The organism is Pseudoalteromonas sp. S2893, assembly GCF_005887105.1.
In the GTDB taxonomy this organism is placed as follows: Bacteria; Pseudomonadota; Gammaproteobacteria; order Enterobacterales; family Alteromonadaceae; genus Pseudoalteromonas; species Pseudoalteromonas atlantica.
Genome location: NZ_PNCY01000011.1, coordinates 46,899 through 73,312, shown reverse-complemented (window position 1 = coordinate 73,312; position 26,414 = coordinate 46,899). Strand labels below are relative to the sequence as shown.

Annotated in this window: 23 protein-coding genes; 13 read left to right on the top strand and 10 right to left on the bottom strand. The window is 40.3% G+C overall.

The window, feature by feature from the left end; all coding sequences use genetic code 11:
- Window positions 1-34: 34 nt before the first annotated feature.
- Window positions 35-1,348, bottom strand: a complete 1,314-nt coding sequence (locus CWC04_RS06960) for a S41 family peptidase (RefSeq protein WP_171038565.1) — start codon at window positions 1,346-1,348, stop codon at window positions 35-37.
- Window positions 1,349-1,620: 272 nt separating this feature from the next.
- On the opposite strand from CWC04_RS06960, the gene CWC04_RS06955 reads away from it, so the two are divergent.
- From CWC04_RS06955 to CWC04_RS06920, 8 genes are all read left to right on the top strand, one after another.
- Entirely contained in the window at window positions 1,621-2,031 is a 411-nt protein-coding gene (locus CWC04_RS06955) for a hypothetical protein (protein WP_138684981.1), read from the top strand.
- 475 nt (window positions 2,032-2,506) lie between these two features.
- Window positions 2,507-5,653 carry a PilC/PilY family type IV pilus protein gene (locus CWC04_RS06950; protein WP_138684980.1) on the top strand — a complete coding sequence of 1,049 codons (3,147 nt, stop codon included), beginning with the start codon at window positions 2,507-2,509 and terminating at the stop codon, window positions 5,651-5,653.
- 519 nt (window positions 5,654-6,172) lie between these two features.
- Window positions 6,173-6,829, top strand: coding sequence for a hypothetical protein (locus CWC04_RS06945; RefSeq protein WP_029772248.1), 657 nt, complete (start codon window positions 6,173-6,175; stop codon window positions 6,827-6,829).
- The gene (locus CWC04_RS06940; RefSeq protein ID WP_138684979.1) at window positions 6,826-7,512 is read left to right on the top strand and encodes a Crp/Fnr family transcriptional regulator; all 687 of its coding nucleotides are present in this window, start codon (window positions 6,826-6,828) and stop codon (window positions 7,510-7,512) included. The genes CWC04_RS06945 and CWC04_RS06940 overlap by 4 nt, the downstream gene beginning before the upstream one ends.
- 73 nt (window positions 7,513-7,585) lie before the next feature.
- The gene (locus tag CWC04_RS06935) at window positions 7,586-8,089 is read left to right on the top strand and encodes an Mpo1 family 2-hydroxy fatty acid dioxygenase (protein WP_138684978.1); all 504 of its coding nucleotides are present in this window, start codon (window positions 7,586-7,588) and stop codon (window positions 8,087-8,089) included.
- A 145-nt stretch (window positions 8,090-8,234) separates the two neighbouring features.
- Window positions 8,235-9,026 carry an SDR family oxidoreductase gene (locus CWC04_RS06930; RefSeq protein WP_138684977.1) on the top strand — a complete coding sequence of 264 codons (792 nt, stop codon included), beginning with the start codon at window positions 8,235-8,237 and terminating at the stop codon, window positions 9,024-9,026.
- A 61-nt stretch (window positions 9,027-9,087) separates the two neighbouring features.
- Window positions 9,088-9,678: a DUF2238 domain-containing protein gene (locus CWC04_RS06925; protein WP_029772243.1), complete on the top strand. Its 591-nt coding sequence runs from the start codon at window positions 9,088-9,090 to the stop codon at window positions 9,676-9,678.
- Window positions 9,679-9,709: 31 nt separating this feature from the next.
- Entirely contained in the window at window positions 9,710-10,162 is a 453-nt protein-coding gene (locus tag CWC04_RS06920) for a GNAT family N-acetyltransferase (RefSeq protein WP_138684976.1), read from the top strand.
- Between the two features lie 36 nt (window positions 10,163-10,198).
- On the opposite strand, the gene CWC04_RS06915 is transcribed toward CWC04_RS06920, so the two are convergent.
- From CWC04_RS06915 to CWC04_RS06900, 4 genes are all read right to left on the bottom strand, one after another.
- Complete coding sequence (locus tag CWC04_RS06915; protein ID WP_138684975.1) at window positions 10,199-10,702, bottom strand: hypothetical protein; 504 nt, start codon at window positions 10,700-10,702, stop codon at window positions 10,199-10,201.
- 104 nt (window positions 10,703-10,806) lie between these two features.
- A complete protein-coding gene (locus CWC04_RS06910; RefSeq protein ID WP_138684974.1) occupies window positions 10,807-11,283 on the bottom strand; it encodes a DUF4265 domain-containing protein in 477 nt (158 codons plus the stop codon).
- Between the two features lie 573 nt (window positions 11,284-11,856).
- Entirely contained in the window at window positions 11,857-12,054 is a 198-nt protein-coding gene (locus CWC04_RS06905; protein WP_004587220.1) for a DUF6435 family protein, read from the bottom strand.
- 454 nt (window positions 12,055-12,508) lie between these two features.
- Window positions 12,509-13,591: a PQQ-dependent sugar dehydrogenase gene (locus CWC04_RS06900; RefSeq protein WP_249326076.1), complete on the bottom strand. Its 1,083-nt coding sequence runs from the start codon at window positions 13,589-13,591 to the stop codon at window positions 12,509-12,511.
- A gap of 418 nt (window positions 13,592-14,009) precedes the next feature.
- Here CWC04_RS06900 and CWC04_RS06895 point away from each other — a divergent pair, with 418 nt between their 5' ends.
- From CWC04_RS06895 to CWC04_RS06885, 3 genes are all read left to right on the top strand, one after another.
- Complete coding sequence (locus tag CWC04_RS06895) at window positions 14,010-15,053, top strand: flavin reductase family protein (RefSeq protein WP_138685026.1); 1,044 nt, start codon at window positions 14,010-14,012, stop codon at window positions 15,051-15,053.
- Window positions 15,050-16,102 (top strand): fatty acid desaturase family protein, encoded by a 1,053-nt coding sequence (locus CWC04_RS06890; protein WP_138684972.1) that lies wholly within the window; start codon window positions 15,050-15,052, stop codon window positions 16,100-16,102. Before CWC04_RS06895 ends, CWC04_RS06890 begins: the two co-directional genes overlap by 4 nt.
- A gap of 150 nt (window positions 16,103-16,252) precedes the next feature.
- Window positions 16,253-17,296: a branched-chain amino acid aminotransferase gene (locus CWC04_RS06885; protein ID WP_138684971.1), complete on the top strand. Its 1,044-nt coding sequence runs from the start codon at window positions 16,253-16,255 to the stop codon at window positions 17,294-17,296.
- A gap of 80 nt (window positions 17,297-17,376) precedes the next feature.
- Here the strand turns inward: CWC04_RS06885 and CWC04_RS06880 are convergent, their stop codons facing one another.
- From CWC04_RS06880 to CWC04_RS06870, 3 genes are all read right to left on the bottom strand, one after another.
- Window positions 17,377-19,944 (bottom strand): TonB-dependent receptor plug domain-containing protein, encoded by a 2,568-nt coding sequence (locus tag CWC04_RS06880; RefSeq protein WP_138684970.1) that lies wholly within the window; start codon window positions 19,942-19,944, stop codon window positions 17,377-17,379.
- Between the two features lie 447 nt (window positions 19,945-20,391).
- The gene (locus tag CWC04_RS06875; protein WP_138684969.1) at window positions 20,392-20,703 is read right to left on the bottom strand and encodes an Mpo1-like protein; all 312 of its coding nucleotides are present in this window, start codon (window positions 20,701-20,703) and stop codon (window positions 20,392-20,394) included.
- A gap of 215 nt (window positions 20,704-20,918) precedes the next feature.
- A complete protein-coding gene (locus CWC04_RS06870) occupies window positions 20,919-22,211 on the bottom strand; it encodes an anti-phage deoxyguanosine triphosphatase (protein ID WP_138684968.1) in 1,293 nt (430 codons plus the stop codon).
- A 265-nt stretch (window positions 22,212-22,476) separates the two neighbouring features.
- Here CWC04_RS06870 and CWC04_RS06865 point away from each other — a divergent pair, with 265 nt between their 5' ends.
- On the top strand, window positions 22,477-23,286 hold the full coding sequence (locus CWC04_RS06865; RefSeq protein ID WP_138684967.1) for a glucosaminidase domain-containing protein: 810 nt from the start codon (window positions 22,477-22,479) through the stop codon (window positions 23,284-23,286).
- Window positions 23,279-23,944, top strand: coding sequence for a DUF2987 domain-containing protein (locus tag CWC04_RS06860; protein WP_171038564.1), 666 nt, complete (start codon window positions 23,279-23,281; stop codon window positions 23,942-23,944). The genes CWC04_RS06865 and CWC04_RS06860 overlap by 8 nt, the downstream gene beginning before the upstream one ends.
- 53 nt (window positions 23,945-23,997) lie before the next feature.
- Here CWC04_RS06860 and CWC04_RS06855 read toward each other — a convergent pair whose 3' ends face one another.
- On the bottom strand, window positions 23,998-25,002 hold the full coding sequence (locus tag CWC04_RS06855; RefSeq protein WP_096739481.1) for a LacI family DNA-binding transcriptional regulator: 1,005 nt from the start codon (window positions 25,000-25,002) through the stop codon (window positions 23,998-24,000).
- 63 nt (window positions 25,003-25,065) lie between these two features.
- Window positions 25,066-26,394 carry a glycoside-pentoside-hexuronide (GPH):cation symporter gene (locus CWC04_RS06850; RefSeq protein ID WP_138684966.1) on the bottom strand — a complete coding sequence of 443 codons (1,329 nt, stop codon included), beginning with the start codon at window positions 26,392-26,394 and terminating at the stop codon, window positions 25,066-25,068.
- Window positions 26,395-26,414 lie beyond the last annotated feature (20 nt).

The window sequence follows — 26,414 nt, the reverse complement described above, 5'->3', positions numbered from 1 at the left end:
CCTGCATCGGCTTTTTTGTATACAATTGAAAGTGTTATATCGTGTTTTTATCGAATAGACCAAAATTGTTATAAAGCGATTTTTGTTTAGGTAACTGGCTTGTTTGAGTTGTTGAGCAACTGTTATTAGCTAATAAGTATAGAGCCTCGTTTACAAGAGGATCTTTGGTATCGCCCCAATCTGAATTAATGGTATCTTCGGCGTAACAATCTGCAGGTAAACCATCAAAGTAATCACTATACCCAGCTGAATTAGCTATCTTAAAGTTTATAGCAAACACAACGTGGTCACAAAGTTCATTAACATCCATACCAACAGGTTTTCCTCCTGTGCTTGTGCCAACCACTTGAACCTCAATGTAGGGTTCTAGCGCATTAATCACCAATTCACTAGCAGACAATGTTTGTTCAGTGGTGAGCACTACAACTCGAGGCAAATTCAGGCGAGGGTTGCTGCTGCTTAGCTCAAAATTTGTGCTTTTAGATTTACGGTTTTGATTATATTCGTAACTATACATCGGTTTACCTAGCACTTGATCTGCAGCAATTTGACTTGCTAGTTGCTTCGCTATAGATAGGTAACCGCCGCCGTTATAGCGTAAATCAAGTACTAGCTCTGAAACGCCCTCTTGCTCGAATAACGAAAATGCGTCATCTAAGTCTGGGGCACTGCGTTCAATAAAGCTATTAAAGGCCAGGTAGCCAACCTTACCTGTGTTAGATTCTAATATGCGGGCGTCTAGAATAGTGTTTGTGCTAACCGTTGCGCGTGCCATAGTGCCGGTTTGTTCTTCACCGTTTAAATCTATCCAGGTTACGTCTACTGTATAGCCTTCTTCTTCAGGCCCCAATAAGGCATCGTAGTCAAACGTATTGTTGGTTATTGCTTCTTCAATATTTACGCCATTCATTTTGGTGATTAATGAGCCTCTGGTTAACCCCATAGCTGCTGCATTACCATCGTCAAATACATACTTTACAAGAAGACCGTTAGATTCTATTTTGTTTGCTAAACCATAACCAAAATAGCTCGCGTTAAGGTATCGGTCTTCATATTCTTGCGCAGTGACTACATAACTGTATTTATCTAATTCTACTTGCGATTTAACTTCGCTCATTAAATCGCTTAATGAGTCAAATGTAGATGGGTTTGTTGAGGTATTTAGCTGCTCACTCCAAAGGTAATCTGTTTGAAGGTAGTCCCAAAGGGCTTCGTTTTGTGCTGTTTGACTAGCACATATTGCAGGGTCGGAACTTATAACCTTGCCTTCGTCTTCTGAGGAGCCGCCACATGCACATAGTAATAAAATTGAGCTAGATAAAATTATATTTTTTGTTTTTTTAATCATGACAATCCTTGTAAATATTGGGTTAATTAACAAAGTTACAACACTAATGCTTTTTTGGCAATAGGTAACCATTGTGTAAATTGTTGAGTTTATTTAAGTTTATTTATAGCTTTCAGTCGGCCAATCTTCTGCTGTAAAAGAAGGGTAGGCTAAGTCTATAAGTTAGTATTTCTCATTTATTAGGTTTGTTTTTATCGTTTGTCGGGGGGAGAGGATTTATCTAAAGTTAAGTTGTCGGCAACAAGTACGACTAACCAAACAGGAAGATAATCATGAAACGTACACTTTTAAAAACCATCGCTCTTGGCTCATTATTAACTTGCTCAGCTGCTGCAATGGCTGATCAAAGTGACTACAAATTAATGGTTATTGAAAATTCTGTAACAGCCGCACCAGAGTTTGAACAGCCATTTAATAGCTGTGCACTTAATGTAGAATCTAAAAACTACACAGAAGCTGAAGCCATTTGTACACAAGCAATTGCCTTATTAAAAGAAAGCCGTGGCCCACGTTTAAAAGTACGCGAACTTACATCGTTTGCATTAAGTAACCGTGGTGTAGCCCGCATGATGGCTAAAAAAGACACCGCAGGCCTTTCAGATTTATACGAAGCGTATCAAATCTCTAAAAACTCACTGGTATCTCATAACTTAACGCGTGCTAAAGAAGATTTATCGTTATAAATTATTACTTAGCACTTAAAAAGCCCCTGCGAGTTTATAACTCGCGGGGGCTTTTTAGTTTTTATTTTTGAAATTAACCAATGCGAGTTGTTAATTTTTAAGCGAGTTTAACGTGTATCCTCACTTAAATACTTATTTTAATAGGGGGTTTTAACCTTAAAATATGGTAATTACATCATTGCGTGTAAGGTTAACCGAGAATTGCAGGGTTAATTGTTTTTAAAAGCGGGATATTTTACTAATGGCGATGCGTATATAAAATGCTCTAAGGGTATTAAATTTCTTTATATTTTCGCCTATTTTCATTAAAGTACTTAAAATATAGTAAATTCAGTTAATATTAATCTTTGTAAATAAGTTTATGTTTAATGGCATTTAGCTGTTTTGTGCATTTTTCTAATTAAAACTAAAAATAAATAAGTAACTGCACTTTTAATGGAACTGCGTGATTTTAGCGCAGATAAAAGGATTTGAAATGAAACTTACCTTCAATCGCATTGTTGCATCTTTTTTTGCAGCAACTGTTAGCCTCTCTGTAACCGCCGAAGATATAGAGCTATACGTAAACCATAACGTAGAAACCGATGAAAACCCCCGTGTTGTGATTATTTTTGATACCTCCGGAAGTATGGGAAGTAAGCTTCCTTACAACGGACCTAAAAAAATAGATGCAGCTAAAGATGCCATGACCCAACTGGTTAATGATAATAGCGCCATTGACTTTGGTTTAATGCGTTTTAATGGTAACAACGGTGGTTATATTATGGCTGGTTTAGGCTCATCACATGACACTATTTTAGGCCAAATTGAAAAGCTACCTGCTAGCGGTAATACCCCCGTTACAGAAACCTTATGGGAAGCCTACCTTTATATGACAGGCCAAACCGTTTGGTATGGACAAAATACCAATCAACGTGACTTTAGTGTAGAGGCCAATGACAACCCTTTAACGCCCCCTGATTATATATCGCCGTTTAGACAGGCATATGGTTCGCAAGAGCGCTGTGATAATTCTATAAATTTAATATTAATGACCGACGGCGACCCTACTCAGGATAATAACCGCAATGACGATATTAAAGATTTATACAAGCAAAAATTTGGTTATAACCCAAGTAAAACAAGTAACAGTTATTTAGCGGTATTAGCGCAAATAATTCATGGTACACAAGACGTTGAAATAGATCTTTACGAAGACACACCGGAGGTAGCAGACACAGGCCGCGTATTTACTATTGGTTTTGGTAGTGGCATGAGTAGCAAAGGTAAAACGCTTCTTGAAAAAACTGCTGAACTTGGTGGTGGCGAGTACCTTCACGCAGATACCTCAGCAGAGCTCTCTGAAGCATTAAATAATACTATTTCTAGAATACGCGAAGTAAACGATAGCTTTTCATCGCCTACGGTTGCCAGTAATAACGTTGACCAAACCCGCAGCCGAGAAGCAATTTATTTTGCTATGTTCTACCCAGAGACCGGGGCTCGTTGGGGCGGCAATTTAAAAAAATTAGTTATGTCGGGCTCTAACATAGTTGACTCCACAGGCCGTGAGGCAATAGGTGATGACGGCTTAATTAAAGAAGACGCTCGCACGTTTTGGCTACCTTCAAATAAACCGGCCGATGGTAATTTAGTCGCACAAGGCGGCGTAAACTACTTACTTTCAAGCTTAGACTCACAAAGCCGCAAACTGTATATAGATTCGGACGGTAGTATTGTTGATTTTACCTTTGATAGAGTTAAAGAAATTTTAAATATAGTGTCAGACGCCATAGGTGGCATCATACCGGGTACTGATATTGCTATCTCGCGCAATGATATTAATTGGGCAAGAGGCATGGATGTAGATAACGAAGATAGCGATAGCTCATCAGTAGATCAGCGTGCCAATATTTTTGGTGATCCTTTGCATTCTAAACCGGTATCTATTGATTATGGTGATGGCAACATACGTATTTTAGTGGGCACTAATGCTGGCTTTTTACACATGTTTAACGATAAAGGTAACAGCATTGAAGAGGAGTGGGCGTTTATGCCTGCTGAGCTGTTAAAAAACATACCTGCGCTTCGTACAAATCAAGCCAATACTAAAGTGTATGGTATGGATGGGCCTATTAGTGTGTTTTTTAACAATAAAAGTTTAAACAGTGACGGCTTAAATGACGGAGTAATAGATGCCACTAAAGGTGATGAAGTATGGGCATTTGCTGGTATGCGCCGTGGGGGTAAAAACTATTATGCACTTGATATTAGCTCACCAGATAAACCAAAACAGCTTTGGAGTAAGCCTATTGTAGGCGGCTCAGATGGGTTTGAATACCTAGCTCAAACCTGGTCAAAACCACAAATAGCCTATATTAAAGCGTTTGGAGATGAGCCTTTACTGGTATTTGGTGGCGGATACGATACAAACAAAGACAATGCGATTCGTAGCGAGGATAAATCAGGCACGGGAATTTACATTGTTAAGGCTAAAACTGGCGAAAGAGTATGGGCGTTAACGCCTGAGGATAATAATTTTCAAGGTAAGCACAGTATAGCTGCCGATATAGCAACGCTTGACTCAGATTATGATGGTTACATTGACCGTTTATATGCCACCGATACTGGGGGTAATATTTGGCGTGTGGATATGCCTGGCTCAGACAAAAATAGTTTTTCTCATTACAAATTAGCAGAGCTTGGCAGTTCATTAGCAACGCAAGACCGACGCTTTTTTTACAAGCCACTAGTGGCACGTACTATGTTTAGTAAAGTGAGCAAAACGAGCTATGGCGGTGAAGAAATAACCACACGATTAGATACGCCTTACGATGCCATCGTGATAGGCAGTGGTAATCGCTCAAATCCGCTTGCAACCAATGAGCAAGATCACCTTTACATGATTCGCGATGAACAAACCGTAACTAAAACCTTCGATTCACAAAATACGCCAGAGCCCATAGTGCCAAGTGATTTAATGCTTATGAATGACGACCCATTTGGCAATGCACTAGATAATGTAGATGAGTTTGTAGAACTTGAAGCTGATTTAGCAGGCTTTAAAGGGTGGCGATATGAGCTAAGTAATGGTGAAAAATCATTGGCTGCAGCCACCGTAGTAGGAGGCGTAGCTTATTATACATCGTTTACACCTGCACTAGAGTCTGATAAAAATCAGTGCTCTTTAACAGGGGGCGGTGGTGCAATGTATGCTTTTCATTTGCACTATGGCACAAAAGTGTACGACCAACTTAAATTTACTACCAGCTACGATGTACCCGATACCGCTCAGTTGTATTTTGGTGAAGGCGACTCATGTATAGATGCTAATAATAATGGATTATGTGATGTGCCAACACCTGATGATGGTGACCCAGATGACGGTACCCCAGGCGGTGGCTACGAGTACGAAGAAACAATACCTGTGAGCCAAGTAAGCCAGTTTTATTTAATCGGCCCGAGCCTTACTGGTGAAGGCGCAGTAAACCCAATCAAACCGCCTGAAATTAACGGACCAGGGCTAACTGTTGTTGATGGTAAAGTTAAACTTGTAAATGACAGCGACACATTAGGCTTTGGCTTTAAAACGCAGCAAACCTACATATATAAACGTGAAGAAAACGATTCTTCATCTGATTAGGTTAGCTTTAGCTCAGGAGTCGCTGTGCTTTATTATTTACCGCGCATGCCTTTAAAAGGCATGCGCTAACTTTTCTAGCTAATACTATAGAACCCAAAGCAAACCTTGCTACGTTAAAGTGTTCTGCTGAAGAAAGCTCAACAATGTAATTTTTGCCTAAAATTCAACACGCCTCCTATCTAAAATAGATTACCTAACCAAGCGAATTTGTATTAATAAAAGCCAACATTGTTTTAGGCTAAGCCAACATTTATTCGCAATTATTGTGTTTAAGTATTATAAAAAGAGGGCTTATTGTCCCTATATTGAAAATAGACATACGGGTATTAATTGGTTTATGAATTGTTCGTAAATAAACCAATTAATGTGTAAATAAATATTAAATAAGTCACTAAATAGTAAAGCAATATTTGCATAACATGGTTAAAAAAAAGATTTATAAAACTTACCATTTTTAATGGTTGCTAGTGCTTAATTTTGCCGCTATTTTAAGGTTAAGTTGTATTAGATGGAATTAGTATGAGTTTCAAATTGATCTCTTTTTGCTATTGTATTCCCGTACTCTTTTTAAATGGTTGCGATGAGGAAGTGAGTTTATTTAGTAGCAGTAAAACGCCGTTAGTGGCTAAAAACGAAAACGCTAATTTACCGGCAACGGCTATTAAGCAAAAGCACCTTGTTGTAGAAGGCCTAATTGAGGGAATTGTACCAAGTCACTGTAAACGTGGTGAAACAGCGTATATAAATGCAAAAATGCAAAAGGTTATACGCAACCCAACTGCAAAAGTGACTTATACACTAAAGCCCACTGATAATATTTTGTCTGTGTGTGTGGCCAATGATAACTCAGCTATTACTTATCGTTATGGCACTGAGCAAAAAATTGGCCTAGAGTATACGGCCACTGCCGCGCAGCCATTTGGTAGCTACTATCGTCAAATAGGGAAAGTAGGCGAAAGTATTTTGTTTTTTAACAAAGGCAATTACTATTACTACATTATTAATGCTGGTGGTATGGGCAGTGGTGTTTCAGTGAACGTATATAAAAATAAAACGCTTATTGCGGAGTTTTTCTCTGGTAATGAGGCGTATAACGACTTTGTTATTGCCAGTAATTTAGACTTGCCTAAGTCGTTGGCGATAGAGCTTCAACCACATATAAACACAATGCAATGAATGGATTAAGTAAAGCACATTGTAACATTATTGAACAAGGGCAGTGGTTTTCTAAGCGTGATGCACACTTAAAACAGTTTTTATTAAGCCACGCAAAAACTTTAAGCCTTAGCGCGCACCAATCTCTTTTTTTACGAGGTGATAAACACGACGGTATTTATGCTGTATTAAGTGGTGTGGTGCGTATTAGTGGGGTAAGTAATAATGGTAAAGAAGCTGTTTTAAGTTTTGTTGACGCCTCGCTGTGGTTTGGCGAAGTCACTTTATTTGACCGCGGAATGCGCACCCACGATGTTTATGCGCAAACCGATGTAACACTGTGTTTTATTGGGCAACGCGCACTAGAGCAATTGTTAAAACAATACCCGCATTATTGGCAAGACTTTGGGTTACTCCTTGCCCAAAAATTGCGAGTTATGTTTACTAGCGTGGAAGATCACGCACTATTAAGTGCCGAGCAGCGCGTTGCAAAACGCTTACTTATATTGTGCGCGCATTTAGCGCATAGTAATGGCCATACCTTTACTTTGTCTCAGCAGCAATTGGCTGATATGACTTACCTTACACGGCAAACCGCCAATCAAATTCTAAAAAAGTTAGCAAAGCAGCAACTCATTGAGGTCGGCTATAACAAAGTGACCATTTTAAACCAATCTGCTTTAGAGCTACTTTGTAATCAGTAAATGTCGGCTCCCCGACAGAGTGATATTTTAAAAGCCTGATATAGTGTAAAAAAACACAATAAAAGGCACACACATGAAAACTCTACAGCAACAGCTTGGTACATACGGTTTGTACCATCGCTCTAAACGCAATGTTTTAACTCATTTTTTTGGTATTCCGCTTATTGTATTTGCGGTGCTGTGCTTGTTAGCGCGTATTCTAATACCCATTGGCAGCCTGCTTATTGATGGCGCGCAGCTTTTTGTTTTTGCAAGCGTGGTGTATTACTTAATGCTGAGCGTATCGCTTGGTTTAATAATGGGTGTACTGTTTACCTTATTGCTTTTAGCAGCACAGCCAATCGCTGCTATGGCTTTTTGGCCTTGGTTAAGTATTGGTGTGAGTGTATTTGTATTTGGCTGGGTGCTGCAGTTTATTGGCCATTATTATGAGGGTAAAAAGCCTGCGTTTGTAGATGATTTAATTGGCCTAATTATTGGCCCGTTGTATGTAACCGTTGAGCTTTTATTTTTAATGGGGCTTTATAAATCGCTAGAGCATGAAGTTAACGCCATAGCAGGCCCCACCAAGGCATAATGCTAAGCGGCTTAAATATTTAGTTATTCGAGCGTGCTAAATAAAGCGTTAACCACGTTATAAATCATATATCTGTCGTTATAAACGTTTAAAACTTAACACGCTTGTTATTAGCAGCGGATAAAATAATAAAGGCAAATAACCCATGCAATACAACAATAAAACCGTATGGATCACCGGCGCATCATCAGGTATTGGCAAAGAGCTCGCAATACAGTTTGCAGCACTGGGTGCCAAGGTTATTTTATCAGCCAGAAGCGTTGATAAACTTAACGAACTAAAACAAAGCTTACATGGCGATGGCCACATTATTGTGCCTCTTGATTTGTCATCGCCTGAAGCTGTTTTAGCTCAAGTTACTGATTTAATGAGTACATTACCTGCTATCGATATTTTAATTAATAACGGCGGGGTATCGCAGCGCAGCCTATTTTTAGAAAACGAATTTAATGTTTACCGCCAGTTGATGGAAGTTAACTATTTTGGCCTCATTGCACTCACTAAAGCGGTGGCGCCTAGTATGGTAGCAAGACAAAGCGGTTCAATCGTCTCTATTAGTAGCGTTGCGGGTAAAGTAGGCTCTAAATTTAGAACGGGCTATTCAGGCTCTAAATATGCGGTAGTGGGCTTTATGGATTGCCTGCGTGCTGAGCTTGCAGAGCATAACATTCATTGCTTAACTATTTGCCCCGGCTCTATTAAAACCGCCATTGCACATAATTCGTTAAACGAGCAAGGCATAGCGCAAAACAAGCCAGAGCACTCAATAGAAAATGGCATGAATGTAAGCGTAGCCGCTAAAAAAATGATCCTCGCAATTCATAATAAAAAAGACGAAGTGATTGTTGGCAAAGGCCTAAGTGGCTGGGCACCGACCATTAAACGGTTTTTTCCTCGTGTATTTAATCGATTAACCGCTAAAACAAACTATCGGTAGCATCGGGCGATTTAGAGATATAAAATGCTGTAAATTCAATCAATTTAGACAAGGATTCTAAATGAAGTATTTATGGCTTGGCCTGTTTTTTATTGTATTAATTTGGTCCGGAATTAACCCAAAAGATCAGTTTACTTGGCTGCTTGAAGTAATCCCCGCAATAATTGGTTTAGTGCTTATGGCAAGCAGCTATAAGCATTTTAAACTCACCCCCATTTTATATGGCTTTATATTAGCGCATTGTATTGTGCTAATGGTTGGCGGGCATTACACCTACGCCGAAGTCCCTTGGTTTGATAACTTATTTGGCAGTGAGCGTAACAACTACGACAAAGTAGGGCACTTTTTTCAAGGGTTTGTGCCTGCATTATTAGCGCGTGAAATATTACTACGTAAAAACGTAGTAAATGGTAAAGGCTGGCTAAATGTGTTTGTTGTATCGATATGTTTAGCGTTTAGTGCTTTTTACGAACTAATAGAGTGGTGGGTTGCAGTGTTAAGCGGTGAAAACGCAGAAGCATTTTTAGGTACGCAAGGGTACGTATGGGATACTCAATCTGATATGGGAATTGCCTTACTTGGGGCTATTTGCTCGATATTGCTGCTTTCAAAAGTACATGATAAACAGTTAAAAAATGTTAAAGATTATTGATTCAAATTTTATGATTAAAAGACAATAAATTATGACTGTAAATACCCACAATTTCACGATAAGCACAGATAAAAGCAAGCTTAACTTTAACGTTATTTATAACTTTATTGCTAATAGCTATTGGGCTAAAGGAATACCTAAAAGCGTTATGCAAAAAGCGATTGATAACTCAATGTGCTTTGGTGTTTACAGCGCTGATAACGAGCAAGTGGGTTTTGCCCGCGTAGTAACCGACAACGCCACTTTTGCCTATTTGGCTGATGTATTTATTACCCCAGATTTGCAAGGTAATGGCTTGAGCAAGTTACTGGTTAAAACGATAGTAGAGCACCCTGAGCTGCAAGGGCTAAGGCGCTTTTTATTAGCGACATCGGATGCGCATGGCCTGTATGCGCAATACGGTTTTAAACCGATAGATAACCCAGCATTGCTAATGCAAATTAATACTGAAAATGTGTATGAGGGAAATACTAGAGAGGTATAGTAAAAGGGGAAGAGCATGTTCAATTTAAAGCTCTTGTTAGATTTCGATTGATTTCCCTAGCGCCATAAATTCCTTTGCCTTTTCATCAGATGGCTCTCTACCTGCAACCTTTTCTAATAATTGGCATATTGCGGATAAGTGCATGTGTGCAATATCCATTTGTTTTGATATGTCACTTAGTTCTTGACGCATTTTAACCTGTCCAGAGTCATCATAAATCGCAAAGTTGTGGGTTTTGAAAAAGCCATGAACTAGGTAATTCCGTTTATTTAAGGCATCAGAGATTACTTCTTCTGATGATGAGTCAAACTCTATAACCTTTCTAACTTGACGCAATAAATTTCCAAAAGTTTTACGGTCAACCTCGTCAACTAGTTTTTTATAAACAACTTTGTCAGCTGGTGAAATATTATTTGGGTCAACTGTTAGCGCAATAAATGACAAAACGACATTTCCCGCTTCTAACTCCAATACTTGAGCTTTCTCTGCTACCATACCAAAGTCGGCGTAGAGTTGATGTAAATTTTCAGATTGAATCATAAAAATCTCACGCCCTGTGTTTAGGCAAAAGTATCTTGGTTAAAATGTGAAGCGGAGCGAAATCAATACAACGTAATATAGTCCATTTTAAATAGTTTGTTATGTTAGGTATCGTCATCCTGCTCAGCATCAAAGGATCCTGGAATATGTTCGTCACATGTTTCATAAGCAAAAATATCTTCCGCATCCCAGATATCAAACTGTTCGATTACATCTAAATAGCTAGCAGATTTAAGAACATTGACAGTTAAATATGTTTCATCCCATCTTTCCAATGAACAATCCAAATTGCGTATTTTTTTGATATAAAAATCTTGTTTGTTTCTATCAATTGTTTTGTCAAAGATTATTCTGAGCGTGCGGTTACCGCTTCTTGCTATGACATTTTCAATTTCTAAAATGCCGTTATCGTCCTCTAAAGCTTGTACTTCATCCTTAAAATTTAACGAGTATGAAAAGAATGGAACATTTTCAAGCCGGTAAATATTATTCCCTAGAGGCTCTGCCCACATAGACTCGCCACCAATCATCCAGTGATTGGGTAAAGATACGTGAACCTTAACTAATCCTTCGTTGCTCATTTAAATGCCTAACAACTTTATCAAAGGACACTTTCCTCTTTTTATGAGCAATGTACGTCCTCTTAATTATTTTTAATATTAATAACAAATCTTGTAACACATTGCGAGTATTAAACTTTAAGGCTGGGTGTTCTTTTTATGGCAGGTGGAAAAGAGGAAAGAGTCCTCATTTTCTGACTTAGGAGGAAAAACGCCAGCGCAGTAAGCAAATACAGCAGTTAAAGATTTAAAATGACATCCAAACCCCTTTTTTAATCATTTAACCGCCACTAAAAACTGCATCGAAAATATAAGTAACCGCTTTAAGTACATTTGTTTATGCAAGCCTATTATAAAAGGTGGTTTTTGGCTGGTGGAGGCTATAAAACGAGGTGATGAATTATTTACTAAACGCGTCTTTCTACTTTTAAAACAGTACAGACACGATATTTATACCAATCGACTTAAATATTTAGCCTTTCTCGCGTGCTAAATAAAGCGTTAACTGCGTTATAAATTTCTCATGTAGAAAAACTACATGTCGAAATTTATGCCTTGTTATCACTCTATTTATCCATCGCTATAAATGTCTAATTACTTAACACGATTGGTATTATCTGGCTTTTTAGCTTCAAGCGCTTCTATTTCACTCCAGATTTTTTCGGCTTCTGCGCTTAACACGGCGTAGCTTTTAATGTCGCCTTTACGCTGTGCTTGCATGCCTTGCTCAAGCTTTGCATCGTACTCTTTGCGTAGTTTTTTTGTCGGGTCTGATTTGAATAGTGAAAACATGTGGCTCCTTAGTTTTATAAAAGTATTAGGGCGTGTTGAGCTTTGCGGATTGAAATTTGTTCAATCTAGGGGCGATTAAATCGCGGCGCGAGGTTTGTAACCTAGTGGGCTAAGTAAAAACCGAGTAAAGCTTCCGCGTCCTGCTCACGCCCCTTACCTACATCCATGTAGGCAACAAAGAGTTTATCGCCCCTAGGCAGAACCCGAAGGGCAGCGCATGTTTGGCATTTATGCTGCGTTATCGCCTATTTATGGGGAGTAACCACACTTCATAGGCTCTGCCTTGCCTAAAAACCAAACATACTGCTGCAAATTCAACCATCAAAGATCAACACGCCCTAGCATTACCATACGCTACAAAGAGCTAAATAGTTCTTTTAGCCGTAGGGCGTTTACCTTGTTATACAAAAATAAGGTAAACGCATTATTTGCTATGCTGCGGTTACTAACGGTTTTATTGCTCAGGCTCAAGGCGTTTAATTCCTTGTCCGTCAATGCCTAAGTAGATATAGCCATCACTCCCTTGTGCTAAGCTGCGAACGCGGCCTATTCCTTCTAAAACTTTATATTGTTTTGAAACACCTTTGTTGGATATTTCCAGTGCACTTAAAAACGAAAACTTCATAGACGATAGCAAAAGCTTGCCTTTTAATTGCGGGTACTTATCGCTGCTAACCAATAACATGTCAGAAGGGGCTATGGAGGGGGTCCAATGCAGTACGGGCGATTGCATGCCGTCTTTTTCTTGTATGTCGGTAAACGACGTACCGCTGTAATTAACACCATAACTAACCACAGGCCAGCCATAATTAGCGCCCGCTTTAATTATGTTTAGCTCATCGCCGCCGCGTGGGCCGTGTTCGTGAGACCATAAAATATTATTTTGGTTATCAAACCACATGCCTTGCGGGTTACGGTGTCCGTAAGACCAAATAGCGTGTTTAACGCTTTTTTGATTTACAAACGGGTTATCTTTAGGAATACGGCCATCAGCGTGTAAGCGATAAATTTTACCGCCATCACGGGTTAAGTCTTGCGGGTTTTTATCGCGCGAGCCGCGATCGCCAATCGAAAAGTAAACATACCCTTGGTTATCAAACACAATACGGCTTCCGTAGTGCTGGCCTTTTGTGCTGTTATGCTCACCTTTATATAGTAATTGTGTGCTTAAAAGCTCAGTGCGATCGTCACTAAGCTTGGCGCGCATTAGGGCTGTATTACTGCCACTTTTAGCGCCTTGGGTACTTGAGTAAGTTATGTAAAGCCATTGGCTATCGTCTGATCCGCTATGTAGGGCTAAATCTAGTAAACCGCCTTGCCCGTTAGCATCAATTAGTGGCAAACCCGAGAGCTTAGTTAAGGTTGATGAGTTTTTAGGCAGTAAATAAAGTGTGCCGCTTCGCTCGGTTATAAGTAAATCACCGTTACTTAACGGCTCGATAGCCCAGGGGATAGTTACCCCTTTAGCCACACTGACGGCCTTTACATTGAGCGGTAATACATCAAGGGTTTTGTAATCAACAGCCGCCACCGGCATTGAAACGAGTACAGCTATAAACGCCGTTGATAATGTTTTAGCAATCGTTTTTATAGGTAAAAACACAGTTGTTGTCCTGTCCAATAAATAAGCAAGTAATACCTACATTAGCATGCTGCTGCAGATTTTGCTAAATGTAGCGCTTTAATAAAAACTATATATATTTCAATCATGAAGAGTTTACCCGCAGTGCTGTATGGCTGGTTTTAATATTTTAAACAGCTATTTATTACACCTTAATTGAGGCTTTAGTACAGCGCTTTAAATTAGTGAGCTGCGTAAAAACCGTGCTAAAAAACTGAATATTTACTCTAATACTATTGAAATTAATTTTTTTGGGCGTACACTTGTGCGCTGAAGTTTGAGCGTACACATGTAAGTTCAAATTCAATATTTAATATCCAAGAGATTAATAGTGATGATTACTAAAGTATTAGACCAATTTTCGAAGTGGTTTTTACACCATCAAAGCTTTGCAGGCTACATTGAGCCCATTATGCAAATGGTTAAGCCTGCGTGGCGTGCTGGTCTTTATAGAGCAAAAATAGAAGAGCTGACGCAGCACAATGGTGATTTTTTAAGTATTACCTTAAAGCCTACTCAGCACTGGCAGGCACACATTGCTGGGCAACATATTAGTTTAACGGTAGAAATAAACGGGCGTTTATTAACTCGTGTGTTTACGGTTGCCTCAAGCCCTGTGCAATTTAAAACTACGGGCTTGGTGCGTTTATTAATTAAAACTAATGAGCAAGGGCGTTTTACAAGCCTTTTAAGCAGTGCTTTACGAGTCGGTGAGTGGTGCAATATTTCAGCGCCTAGTGGCGACTTTGTTTATAAAAACACCCAAAACAATGCAACGTTTATAGCGGGCGGCTCGGGTATTACACCTATGCTAGCCATGATTAGTGAGCATTTAAAACATACCACACAAAAAGTATCGCTGATTTATTATGCCAAAGCCGCAGCGCACCAATGTGTAGACGAGCTAAGCGCATTAGCAAACCAGTTTTCGCATTTTTCGTTTTTACTGCTCACACGCGAGCAATCAGATGATATTACTCGCCATGTAAATGTATGGGAAAACCCAGACATATACTGCTGTGGGCCTGCAAACTTTATGAAAACGGTGTGTGACTTTGCTAAAAAACACCATTTAAATTACTACCAAGAGGCATTTGGTTTAACGCTGCCAAGCCAAAATGACGACAGTCTGTTTAACGTACAGATTAATAGCAGCGCTCATGTCGTAAATGCTAATAACGCATTGTTAGCACAGTTTGAGGAAAAACAATTACCGGTTAAACGCGGGTGTGGCATTGGTATTTGCCACCAGTGCCAGTGCATTAAAAAGTCAGGCGTGGTGCGTAATTTAAAAACTGGTGAGTTGAGTGATAACGGCGAGCAGTTAATTCAACTGTGTGTAAGTCAACCTGTTAGCGACTTGGAGTTACAGCTATGAAAAACATAAACTTTGATCAGTTAGCCCACGATTTAGATAGCATAAAAATGGATACGCTAGGCAAAGTAGGGCAACAAGATGCAAACTACATTCGCTCGGTTGTTAAAAAGCAGCGGCTATGTGAGTGGAGTGGCCGTATTTTACTTATGCTGGGCTTTATTCAGCCACTTTTATGGGTTGCGGGTGTACTGTTATTAGCGCTGGCAAAAATTTTAGACAACATGGAAATTGGCCACAATGTTATGCACGGCCAATACGATTGGATGAACGACAAGCAGCTTAACTCACAACACTACGAATGGGATATTGCTTGCGATGGGCAAAGTTGGCATCGCGTTCATAACTTTGAACACCACACCTACACTAATATTATTGGTAAAGACCGCGACTTTGGTTATGGCTTATTGCGTTTAAGCAATGATTTTAAATGGCGCTTAAAAAATGTATGGCAGTTTATTACGTATATTAATTTAAGTGTGCTGTTTCAGTGGGGGGTGTCGTATCACGAACTGGCAGCGGAGCGTGTGTTTATAGGTAAAAAGAAAGAAAACCGCGAAGGGGGTGTATCGCATTCTACCCTAAAACAGCGCTTTTTTAGTAAAGGTGCGCGCCAATTAATAAAAGATTATGTGATATTTCCTTTATTGGCAGGCCCTTTGTTTTTATGGGTATTAGCAGGCAACTTACTGGCAAATTTAATCCGTAATTTATGGACCTCAACCATAATATTTTGTGGGCACTTTACCGAGGACACCGAAACCTTTAAAGAAGAAGACTGCATAAACGAAACGCAAGGGCAGTGGTATTATCGCCAGGTATTGGGCTCATCTAATATTACAGGCCCGCATTGGTTTCATGTTTTAACTGGGCATTTAAGTTGCCAAATTGAGCATCACTTATTTCCTGATATGCCGTCCTCTCGCTATCAAGAAGTGGCCCCGCAAGTGCAAGCCGTTATGCAAAAACACGGCATTGATTATCATACAGGTGGTTTTTTTAAGCAGTATAGCTCGGTATTAAAACGTATTATAAGGTACTCGTTTAAATAAATAATGTGCCTTTAAAAAGCCGATTAATGAAGGTGCATTAATCGGCTTTTTTGTATGTGCCTAACATTATGGCCAATTTATAAACAGCAGTTGCAAAAAATTCTTTTTGATAATTAAAAAAGCCTCAGTTTTGCTATGGTTAAATGATGCATGAATGTCATACAATGGAGAAAAATAGACCACACAAGAGAGATTAAAATGGCCGCATTCGGTACCGTGTTTATGCCGCAGATGATTCAAGCTCGTTTTTCTGATAACCAATGGAGCGAAAGCTCAATCGTCCCTTCCGATAAACTTGAACTTCATGCGGGCGCGCACGTCCTTCATTATTCAAGCACGTGTTTTGAAGGCTTGAAAGCTTTTCGCCACGAAGATGGCTCTATTTATATTTTTAGAATAGATGCAAATATTGCGCGTATGCAGCAAAGCTCTGCGTTATTAAGCTTACCAAGCTTTGATGGGCAAATGCTAAAAGACATGATTATCGAGATTGTTAAAGAGTATGCTGATGAAACGCCATTACCACCAGGCTCTATGTACATTCGCCCAACTCACATAGGAACAGAGGCTGCCATTGGTAAAGCGGCTGCGCCGTCAATAAGCTCGTTGTTATATACACTTTTATCGCCAGTTGGCGATTACTTTACAGGCGGCGCTACTGCGCTGCGTGTATTACTTGAAGAAGATGGCATGCGCTGTGCCCCGCACATGGGCATGGTAAAAAGTGGCGGTAACTACGCCAGTGCACTTGCACCAATTAGCGCAGCGCGCGAAAAATACCAAGCCGATCAAATCTTGTTTTGCCCAGGTGGCGACGTACAAGAAACAGGTGCAGCTAACTTTATTCTTATTGATAGTAACGAAATTATTACCAAAGCGCTTGATAGCACGTTTTTACATGGTGTAACGCGCAATAGCATTTTAACCATTGCAAAAGATTTAGGCATGACGGTAAGCGAGCGTAACTTTAGCGTTACCGAGCTTTTAGAGCGTGCTGCAAAGCCAGGTACAGAAGCTGCACTTTCAGGCACTGCTGCGGTGTTAACGCCGGTAGGCACGTTTATTCATAATGATAAAGAATACAAAGTAGGCAGTGGCGAGCCAGGCCCTACAACAGCGCGATTACGCCAAGCATTGAACGATATTCAATGGGGTAAAAGTGAAGACAAACACGGCTGGTTAACTAAAATCTAATTGATTTGAGCAGTTCGCACTAAAAAGCCACCGACTAGGTGGCTTTTGTGTTTTTGAGTACATTCTGAAATGTTTAGCGCTTAAAACTTCATTTCTATTTTGCCGTACACGTAACGGCCATTAAATCCGTAGGGCGAAAAGCTCGAATAAGCAAACAAGCGAGAAAAAGTAGAGACTTCTTCTACATTTTCGCGGGTAGGATCTGGGTATACATCAAAAATGTTATTGGCACCTAAACTAAGCGTTAGGTTATCGGTAGCGGCATAGGCTACATCTAAATCAGTGATCCACTTAGGCTTTAATACCTCGTTTAGTTCAGGCGTTGATGAAGGGTCTTGGGTTTGACCATAACGCGTAGTTCTAAGTGTGGTACGCAGCGCATCATGGGTCCATGTAGCACTTAAATTATATTTATTGCGCGGGGTGCTTACTTCAAAGCGGCGCAGCTCTGTACCTGAGAACAAGTTGTCTTGATCAAACCCAGCACCTTGCAGCTCAGCGGGCGGGTCAATAATATCAGTGACTTCATTTTTGCCGTAGTTATAGCCTAAGTTAAAGGCAATATCACCATAGCCATCGGTGATCAAGTTGTACGAGGCAACCACATCAACACCACGCGTTTTACTATCTATAGCGTTTAAGAAAAAGCGGCCTTGGTTAGCGCCCGTACCTTCTAGCAACTCTTCTATTGCTGCGCCCGATAAATTGTTAGATAAAACAATACGGTCATCAATTAGTATTTGATAGTAATCAACCGATAAGCTGAAATTAAAGTCGGTAGACCAGGTAAAGCCAACCCCGTAGTTAGTGGCTTCTTCGGCATCAAGGCCCGGTGAGCCAAGCGCTTTGGCTACATCGCTGCTTGGTGCAAAGGTGCCGGTTTCGGTCGGAACGCTATCAACAAATACGGTAGCAACCGAGGTAAAATATTGCTGTTGTAATGAAGGTGCTCTAAATCCTGTTGAGGCTGAAGCGCGTATGGCTAAATCTTCGGTTAACGAATAGCGCGTTGCAATTTTGCCGTTAAGTGTATCGCCAAAATCTGAGTAATCCTCATAACGGGCTGCCACAGCTAAGTTCCAATCATCTGTCAGGTAGGTTTCTAAGTCTATGTAAAAGCTTACATTGTGGCGGCTGTTGTCACCTTCTGATTCAGGTGTAAAGCCTGGAAATACTTGCGCACCTGCTGCACCAAATGGGCCATCTTCGCCTGTGACTACGCCACCTGGGCCAAATGAGCCTTGTGCGTATGAGGCTTCTTCGCCAGCTTCTATTTGATAGCCTTCTGTGCGATACTCAGCCCCTATGGCAACACTTACTGCGCTTTCTAAAAAGCTGACGTCAACTTCGCGGCTTAAATCAACATTTAAAGTAAGTTGATCGTATGTCAGCGTACCTGCATCAAAGCGTGTTTGGCTAGTGGGGCCGTATGACGTATTTAAACTATTGGTTACACCAAATTCGAACGCATCTTCACCATACACAGCCGATACATCGTAGTTCCAATCACTTATAAAGCCTTTAACACCTAACGCGAGTGAGTAGTCGTTTATATCTGAGGTGATCACAGGTAAAAAACCGTCGGGGTATATTTCTTCTATATTACGGCTATCGCTTGCGCGTCTATAAAAACCAGCGCCTTCACCTTCACGTTTAGAGTAAGAGCCAAATGAATACAAATCTGCATCGTTAGCTAGCTGATACCCTGCATTATAAAAAACCGATAGGTCTTCTACATCCCCATTACCAAAGTTATGGTTATAGCGGTTAACTGCAAACTCGCGGGGGTCGAGCGAGCCATCTTCTAATCGGTCGTAGTTTTCGCGTTGATCGTAATCGGCACGGTTAGTAGAGTGGCGGTCGCGGTATTCGGTCGAAATGTTTAAAAAGCCATTATCACCAAGCTCTAAGCCAATATTACCTTGCAAAGTGAGCGTTTGCCCATCGGTTAAAGAGCGATCGCCGCCTTCGGTAAATGCTAGGTTGCCATCGCTACCCTCAGATACCGATTCAAGCTGAGGTACACCATCCATCTCGGTGATATTTGCCCCATAAATAGCCGCAAGGGAGCCGCCACTGCTTGCGCTTTTAAGTACAATATTAATCACACCCGCTATAGCATCAGAGCCGTATTGCGCCGCAGCGCCATCGCGTAAAACTTCAATGCGTTCAATAGCATTAGCTGGTATTGCATTTAAATCTACAGAAGATGAGCCACGCCCCGTTGAACCATTTAAATTAAGCAGTGCGCTACTATGACGACGCTTCCCATTAACCAGCACTAAGGTATGATCGGGTGCTAAACCACGTAGTTGTGCAGGGCGTACATGGTCGCTGCCATCGGTAAGCGATGCCTGTGGAAAGTTAAAACTTGGTAACAAATTGCTCAGTAGCGCGTTTGTTTCCGTAAGGCCTGAACTGGTAAGCGCCTCAGCGCCAATAATATCAATAGGTACGGCGCTGTCTTCAACTGTGCGCCCTAAACGGCGTGAGCCAATAACGCTTATTTGCTCTATATCTTCTTGTGCTTGAGGTGTTTGCTGTGCCGCGTGGGCAGTAAACGCACCAAATAGCGAAAGCGATGCGCCCACAGCCACTGCTGTACTCACTTTTAAGTTATTTAACCTAAACGGTAGGCTTTTATTCATGTTGTTAATCCTCATCTGATCACCCATTGATTTAAAATTTTTGTTTTTATAGCCGCTACTTTTTAATGGAGCTGCTTTGAGAACATAAACCGCATTAACAAAATGAGTCAATTGAATAACATTCAATTAAAATTAAAGGATATATAGTTACAAGGTTTAATTAATAAAACTAAATGAGGTAAAAGCTATAAATAGGCTAGGGTTTGTAAGTATCTGATGGATATTAAAATAATTGGCAACCATGAGGTTTACTTTTAATTAACAGGTAAGAGCAGTGTGTACACCATTTAATAATGGCTGTGACTCAGTGTTTTTTTTAAATTAAGTGTATAACCCACCTTTTATATGTTAAATAAATTAACATATAAAGAGCAGATTATTTAAGCTGAAATTTGTATAGCGTTTAAAAAGGTTGCGAGTGATTTTTATAATAAAATAATATAAAAATTAAAATTTTATTTTACCGATAAGTATATCTTTAAACATGACCCAATCTCCCCATAAGCTATAAAGGGGGTGCTTAAAAGTGGCGGGGCGGTTTTTTTCAAAAAAGAAATGCCCAACCCAAGCAAATCCGTAGCCAATAACCGGTAATAACCACAGCAAGCTATATTGCTGCTTGATTAATGCAATAAAAATGACAACAAGTACTAGCGTGCTGCCAATAAAGTGAAGCCTTCTGCAGGTTACATTGCGGTGCTCTTTTAAGTAATACGGGTAAAACGCTTTAAAGGAGTTAAAAGTGTGTGGTGTGTTCATAGTCAATGCTCTTATTTTTATAGTTTATTAAATATACAAGGGCCTGCTAAATTTTGCAGGAAAAATTTTTGCAAACAAGAGGTTATTTAACTGCGGCGCAAGGTTTGTAACCGAGTGGACTCGATAACGCCTCCTGCGCACGCCTTTTTATTTGCAATAACCCTTACACAGGCTCTTCCTTTAACTAAACGCTTAGCAAGATGTGCTCGTGGCTTTTATTGTACTGGTGAGAATAACCGCTGATAGGTTTTATAGGCGTATTCATCGCTCATGCCGCTTAGGTAGTCGCATATTATGCGCATCCCTTGGTTTTGTTTTTCAGCGTCTAGATAAAGCGCTTGCGTTGTTTCGGGTAATAAACGCAGAGGGTCACTGGCAAAAGCGGTAAATAATTCAATCAGTAAGTTTTGACCTTTAAACTCTATTTGCTGCATTTCTGGGTCGCGTATTAAGCGATTAAATACAAAATGCTTAAGTATTTGTAAAACGTGCTCGTACTGTGGGTCTAGCTTTGCAGTGTACTTTAAAATAGGGCACTCAAAATCACCATGCTGAACATCTAAATGAATATGAATAATAAACATATTTACTAGCTCGCCTATGGCATCTTTACGCTCAAAATCGTTTTTTGAAAATAAGCGTTGGGTAAGCGAGTCTAATTTAGTGTTTAACCAATCGTAATTAAGCGCGTTTAAGTGGGGTAATGCGTGTGTTTGCCAATCATCTAATGTGAGTACTTTAGTGGCTATGGCATCTTCTAGGTCGTGCACTGCATATGCTATGTCATCGGCATGTTCCATTATGGCGCTATCTAACGATTTATAACGGGTTTTTGCACGGAACTGATCTATTGGCGTATGGCTAGTTAATAGCGCTTTGTCGTTGTCGCTTAAAGGGGCAATGATCCATTTAAATATTTGTGCATCGTCTTTGTATAAGCCTTTAGCGGGGCGCCAATCATCTGCTTTTATAAATGAGCGTGTGTTATTTACCTTCGGAATGGTGTGCCATAAATCGTCTATAAATGCGGGATATTTAATAAAGCCAAGCAACGTGCGGCGCGTTAGGTTCATGCCGTGGCCGTTAGAGTAAGGCTCAAGTTTAGCCACTATACGCAATGTTTGTGCGTTGCCTTCAAATCCACCGTGCTCACGCATCATATAATTTAAGGCAATTTCGCCGCCATGGCCAAACGGGGGATGGCCTATATCGTGGGCTAAACATAAGGTTTCTAATAAACCAGTAGAGGGGAAGTGTTCAAAATCGCTGTGCTGTGCTTTTAAATGCCGTAATATGCCGGTACCAATTTGCGATACCTCCAAAGAATGCGTTAAGCGTGTGCGATAAAAGTCGTTTAAGCCTATCCCCATAATTTGGGTTTTTGCTTGTAAGCGCCTAAAAGCTGCGGCATGAATTATACGAGAGCGGTCTACCTGCCAGGGGGAGCGATTATCATTAGGGCGATTTTTATACTGTTCTATTATTCGGCTTTGCCATTGCTTATCCATACTGCTTACTCACAAAACGTTGTTATACACGGTATAAGCTCAGTATACCCATGCCCTAATAAATTGCGAATGAACAAGTACATAACCTTAGCTGGTGGATAATATATTTATCGCAAGCAGCCACTTTAGCATTTTTTAGCAAAGCGTGGCCCTTAAAGGGTTACACACAGGGTGTTATTCGCGTTTATATAGTGGCTTAGGTATAATGGGGTTTCGTATGTGTGTGTATTACCCATGCATAATTGTTGTTTGAAAGAGAGACTACATGCTAAAAACCATTTTAAAGCTGTTACTAAGCGTATTTTTTTTATGGGCGCTTGCATATCCGTTTATGCAAAGTAATGAGCAAGAGGTTGAAGAACAAACCACAGGTGAACAACCTAAAACAGTAAAGAAAAAAGAAAAACCCCTGCACAATGTTACCTTACCTAAATTTTCTGAATTTGCTGATGTAAAAGAGAAAAAACAGGCCTTTTTTGATTTTATTCGCCCACATGTTGAGGCTGAAAATAAAAAAATATTACAGCAACGCGCTAAGTTAGAAATTGCGCGTATGATGCTTGAATACAACGAACCGCTCGAGAAAAAACAACAGCGCGACATCGTTAATATTTTAAAAGCCTATGGCTTACCTGAAACAGTAAACACCCTAATTTTAAGCCAAGCGCTGCGCCGTGTTGATATTATTCCTAAAGAGCTTGCGCTAATGCAAGCGGCGAATGAGTCGGCGTGGGGTACATCGCGCTTTGCACGCATAGGGCTTAACTTTTTTGGCCAATGGTGCTATTCAAAAGGCTGCGGTATGGTGCCAAGGCGCCGCAATAGCGGAGCGGCGCACGAAGTTGCTGCATTTAAGTCGGTACGCGCAGCAGTAAGCTCGTATTTTAGAAATATTAACACGCATAATGCCTACAAAGATTTACGCCTAATACGCGAAAATTTACGACAACAGCAAAAGCCCATTTCAGCAACGGCACTAACGCATGGTTTAATGTCGTACTCAGAGCGCGGCGAGGCCTACATAGAAGAGCTAAACACCATGATTAACCAAAACAGAGCTTACTTTGATGAATAAAAAACGACTTATAAATATTAACGCCATACTCATTTTATTAAGTTTGGCGGCAAGTACCGTCAATGCCAAAGAGTTTGTTATGTCGTACGATGGCTTTTACGATAGATTAAAAGTGGTTAACAATGGCGACTTTCAATATGCAAGGGTTAACTTTTACATTAGCGATATTGCCACAAACGAGGCATGTGCTATTAAAAACGGCACAATTTTAACTGAAAATAACGAATACCCGCTTAATTTTACCGATAAAGCACAGTTACTTTTACCGTTTGATAAGCAGCTCGATACGGATAAAGCCGTTATTGTTGTAGAGCCACAAAACCCTGATCACGATTGTCAGTTAAAATTGCAAATTGAGGCCAGCGAGTTTGAAGGGCTTAGTTTAACTAAAGATTCGTTGTACACAATTAATAACGAGTTAGATGAACTTTTAACAGATTTATCAGGCTTTTTTGTTAGTAAGCTCATGTGGTTTTTATTGCCTGAGCAAAAAGGCGTTGCTGTAACATTTAAAGAGCCTGTGATCTTTAATAACCCACATATACAGTGCGAAAAATCAATCTGCTACTTTGCTGTACAGGATAACTGGGAAGATGACGTAAATCTGCTCGGTGATATAGAAAACGTAGTTAAAGTAACCCCTTGGATAGCAAAATAAGTTACTAGGGGTTAATAAAAACGGCGCTTAATATAGCGCCGTTTTTTTATGCGTTATTTTGGCAGTGCTTGTGTTGAGTCACGTTTTATAAGGGTGGGTTCAAACACGCGGTTTATGTGTAAATTCTTATACTGATACACATCTTGTAGCACCATTTTTGCAGCCATTTCACCCATTTCTTCTACTGGGTTATCTATGGTGGTAAGTGTAGGGTAAAGATAATTGGCAAATATAACGTTATCAAAGCCAATAACCGACAAATCGTTTGGTAAATTAAAGCCATGCTCACGGGCGTATTTCATAGCACCTGATGCCATTTCATCGTTGGCACACACTAAAGCACTAAATGGAATACGCGTGTTGAGTAGTTTTTCAAGGCCTTTGCTGCCGCCAATTTCGTTAAAATCACCTTCGTAAAACAGCGCCTCATTAAAAGGGATGTTTTTTTCGTGCAGTGCTTTTTTATGGCCTTTTAAACGGTTTCTGGCATCGGCTTTAACTTGAGGCCCCGCAATATAAGCAATATTTGTGTGGCCTTGCTCAACAATAGATTTACTGGCTAAGTAGCCGCCGAGTTCGTTATCTAGGCTAATGCAGTTACTTTCAAGTGAATGTACGTATCGGTTAATAAGGTAAATAGGGGTTTTACCTTTACTTAGCTCAATTAGGTAGTCATCACTGACTGATTCTACATGTAAAATTAGCGCATCGCATTTGCGGCTAATTAAAAATTCAATGCCGTCTTTTTCTTTATCGTCTTCACTGTGACCGGTGGTAATAATAACGTGCTTACCTGCAGCGCGCAGGGCTGACTCTATGCCTGCCATCATTTGAGCAAAGAAAGGACCATGAAGCTCTGAGACCAAAATACCCACGCTGTTGGTTCTGTTTGAGGCAAGCGATTGCGCAATAGAGTTGGGTTTATAGCCCAGCTGCTGCATTGCATCGAGTACTTTTTTAGTGGTTTTTTCACTTACGCGGGTGTTTTTATTCATTACCCGTGACACTGTAGCTAACGATACGCCAGCAAGCTCCGACACTTCATAAATTGTGGCCATGTTATTGTTAACTCACTTATATCCTTTATTTTGGCGGGCAAATAATACCGTACCCACCAAATGTTAACTAGCACTAGTTTTTAGCGATGCCTGTATAGAGGCTAACTGTGCGTTGTTGAGCGTGTATTTACGCATAATAAATGCAACAAACAAAGAACCAAACGCCGGTATAATAGTAAACGATAATAAAATACCCTGCTGCGTATCAACGCTCTGCATTGTTTGCGCCTGATAATTATAAAAAGACAGCAGCCAGCCTGCAATTGCACCGCCTAACGCCACACCCATTTTTATAAAAAATATAACGCCCGAATATACAAGGCCAGTAATTCTTACCCCAGTTTTGTGGTGCCCGTAGTCTATGGTGTCGGCCATTTTTGCCCATAGTAGCGGGGTGGCCATATCTAAAAAAAACTTCCACAGAATAAAGGCGGCAAATGCCAAGGTAATGTTATCAGGGGAGATAAAATAGCTCGCAATACATATGCCCGCAGCGATTAACTGCAAACTAATATAGGCTTTTATTTTACAAAATCGCTTAGCCAACGGCTGAGCACACGCACACCCAACCATACTGGCAACCACTCCTAGGGTCATGAAGGAGGTAATTAAATCTTCTTGCCCTAAATAGTATTTAACGTAATAAACACCTAAGGTTAAACGTAATACTTGGCCAGTGAGTAAAAATAGCGCGGCAGCGCACAGGACTCGCCATTGATCGTTTTTAATTAAGGTTTTTAGACTTTTAAACAACGACAGGTTTTGCTCAGGCGGTTGCTCTACGCGCTCTTTAGTACCAAAAAAACACAGTAAAAATAACACTAAGCCAAGCAAGCTCATTGCCGTCATGGTGTATTGGTAGCCTTTGGCGTTATCGCCTTGGCCAAAGTATTCAACCATTGGCATTGTACAGCCCGCAACAATAACGCCGCCTAACATACCAAACACAAAACGATACGATTGCACGCTAACACGCTCTTTTACATCGTTAGTGAGCACGCCACCTAATGCACAATAAGGAATATTTATGGCGGTATACGCCACCATAAGCAAGGTGTAGGTAGTAAAGGCGTAAATAATTTTATCAGTGCCTTCAAGCTCTGGCGTGGTAAAAGCTAAAATACTAATAAGCGCAAAGGGCAGGGCAAGCCACAATAAATAGGGCCTAAAATGTCCAAAGCGCGACTGGGTTTTATCGGCTAAGTTGCCCATAACTGGGTCGGTGATGGCATCAAACAACCTAACCACTAAAAACATGGTGCCTACCACCGCTGGAGAAAGCCCTACTACATCTGTGTAGTAAAGCATTAAAAACATCATAACTGTTTGAAAAATAATATTACTTGCCGTATCGCCAAGGCCATAGGCTATTTTTTCTTTTACACTTATCATGATGTTAGGTTCTCGCTTTT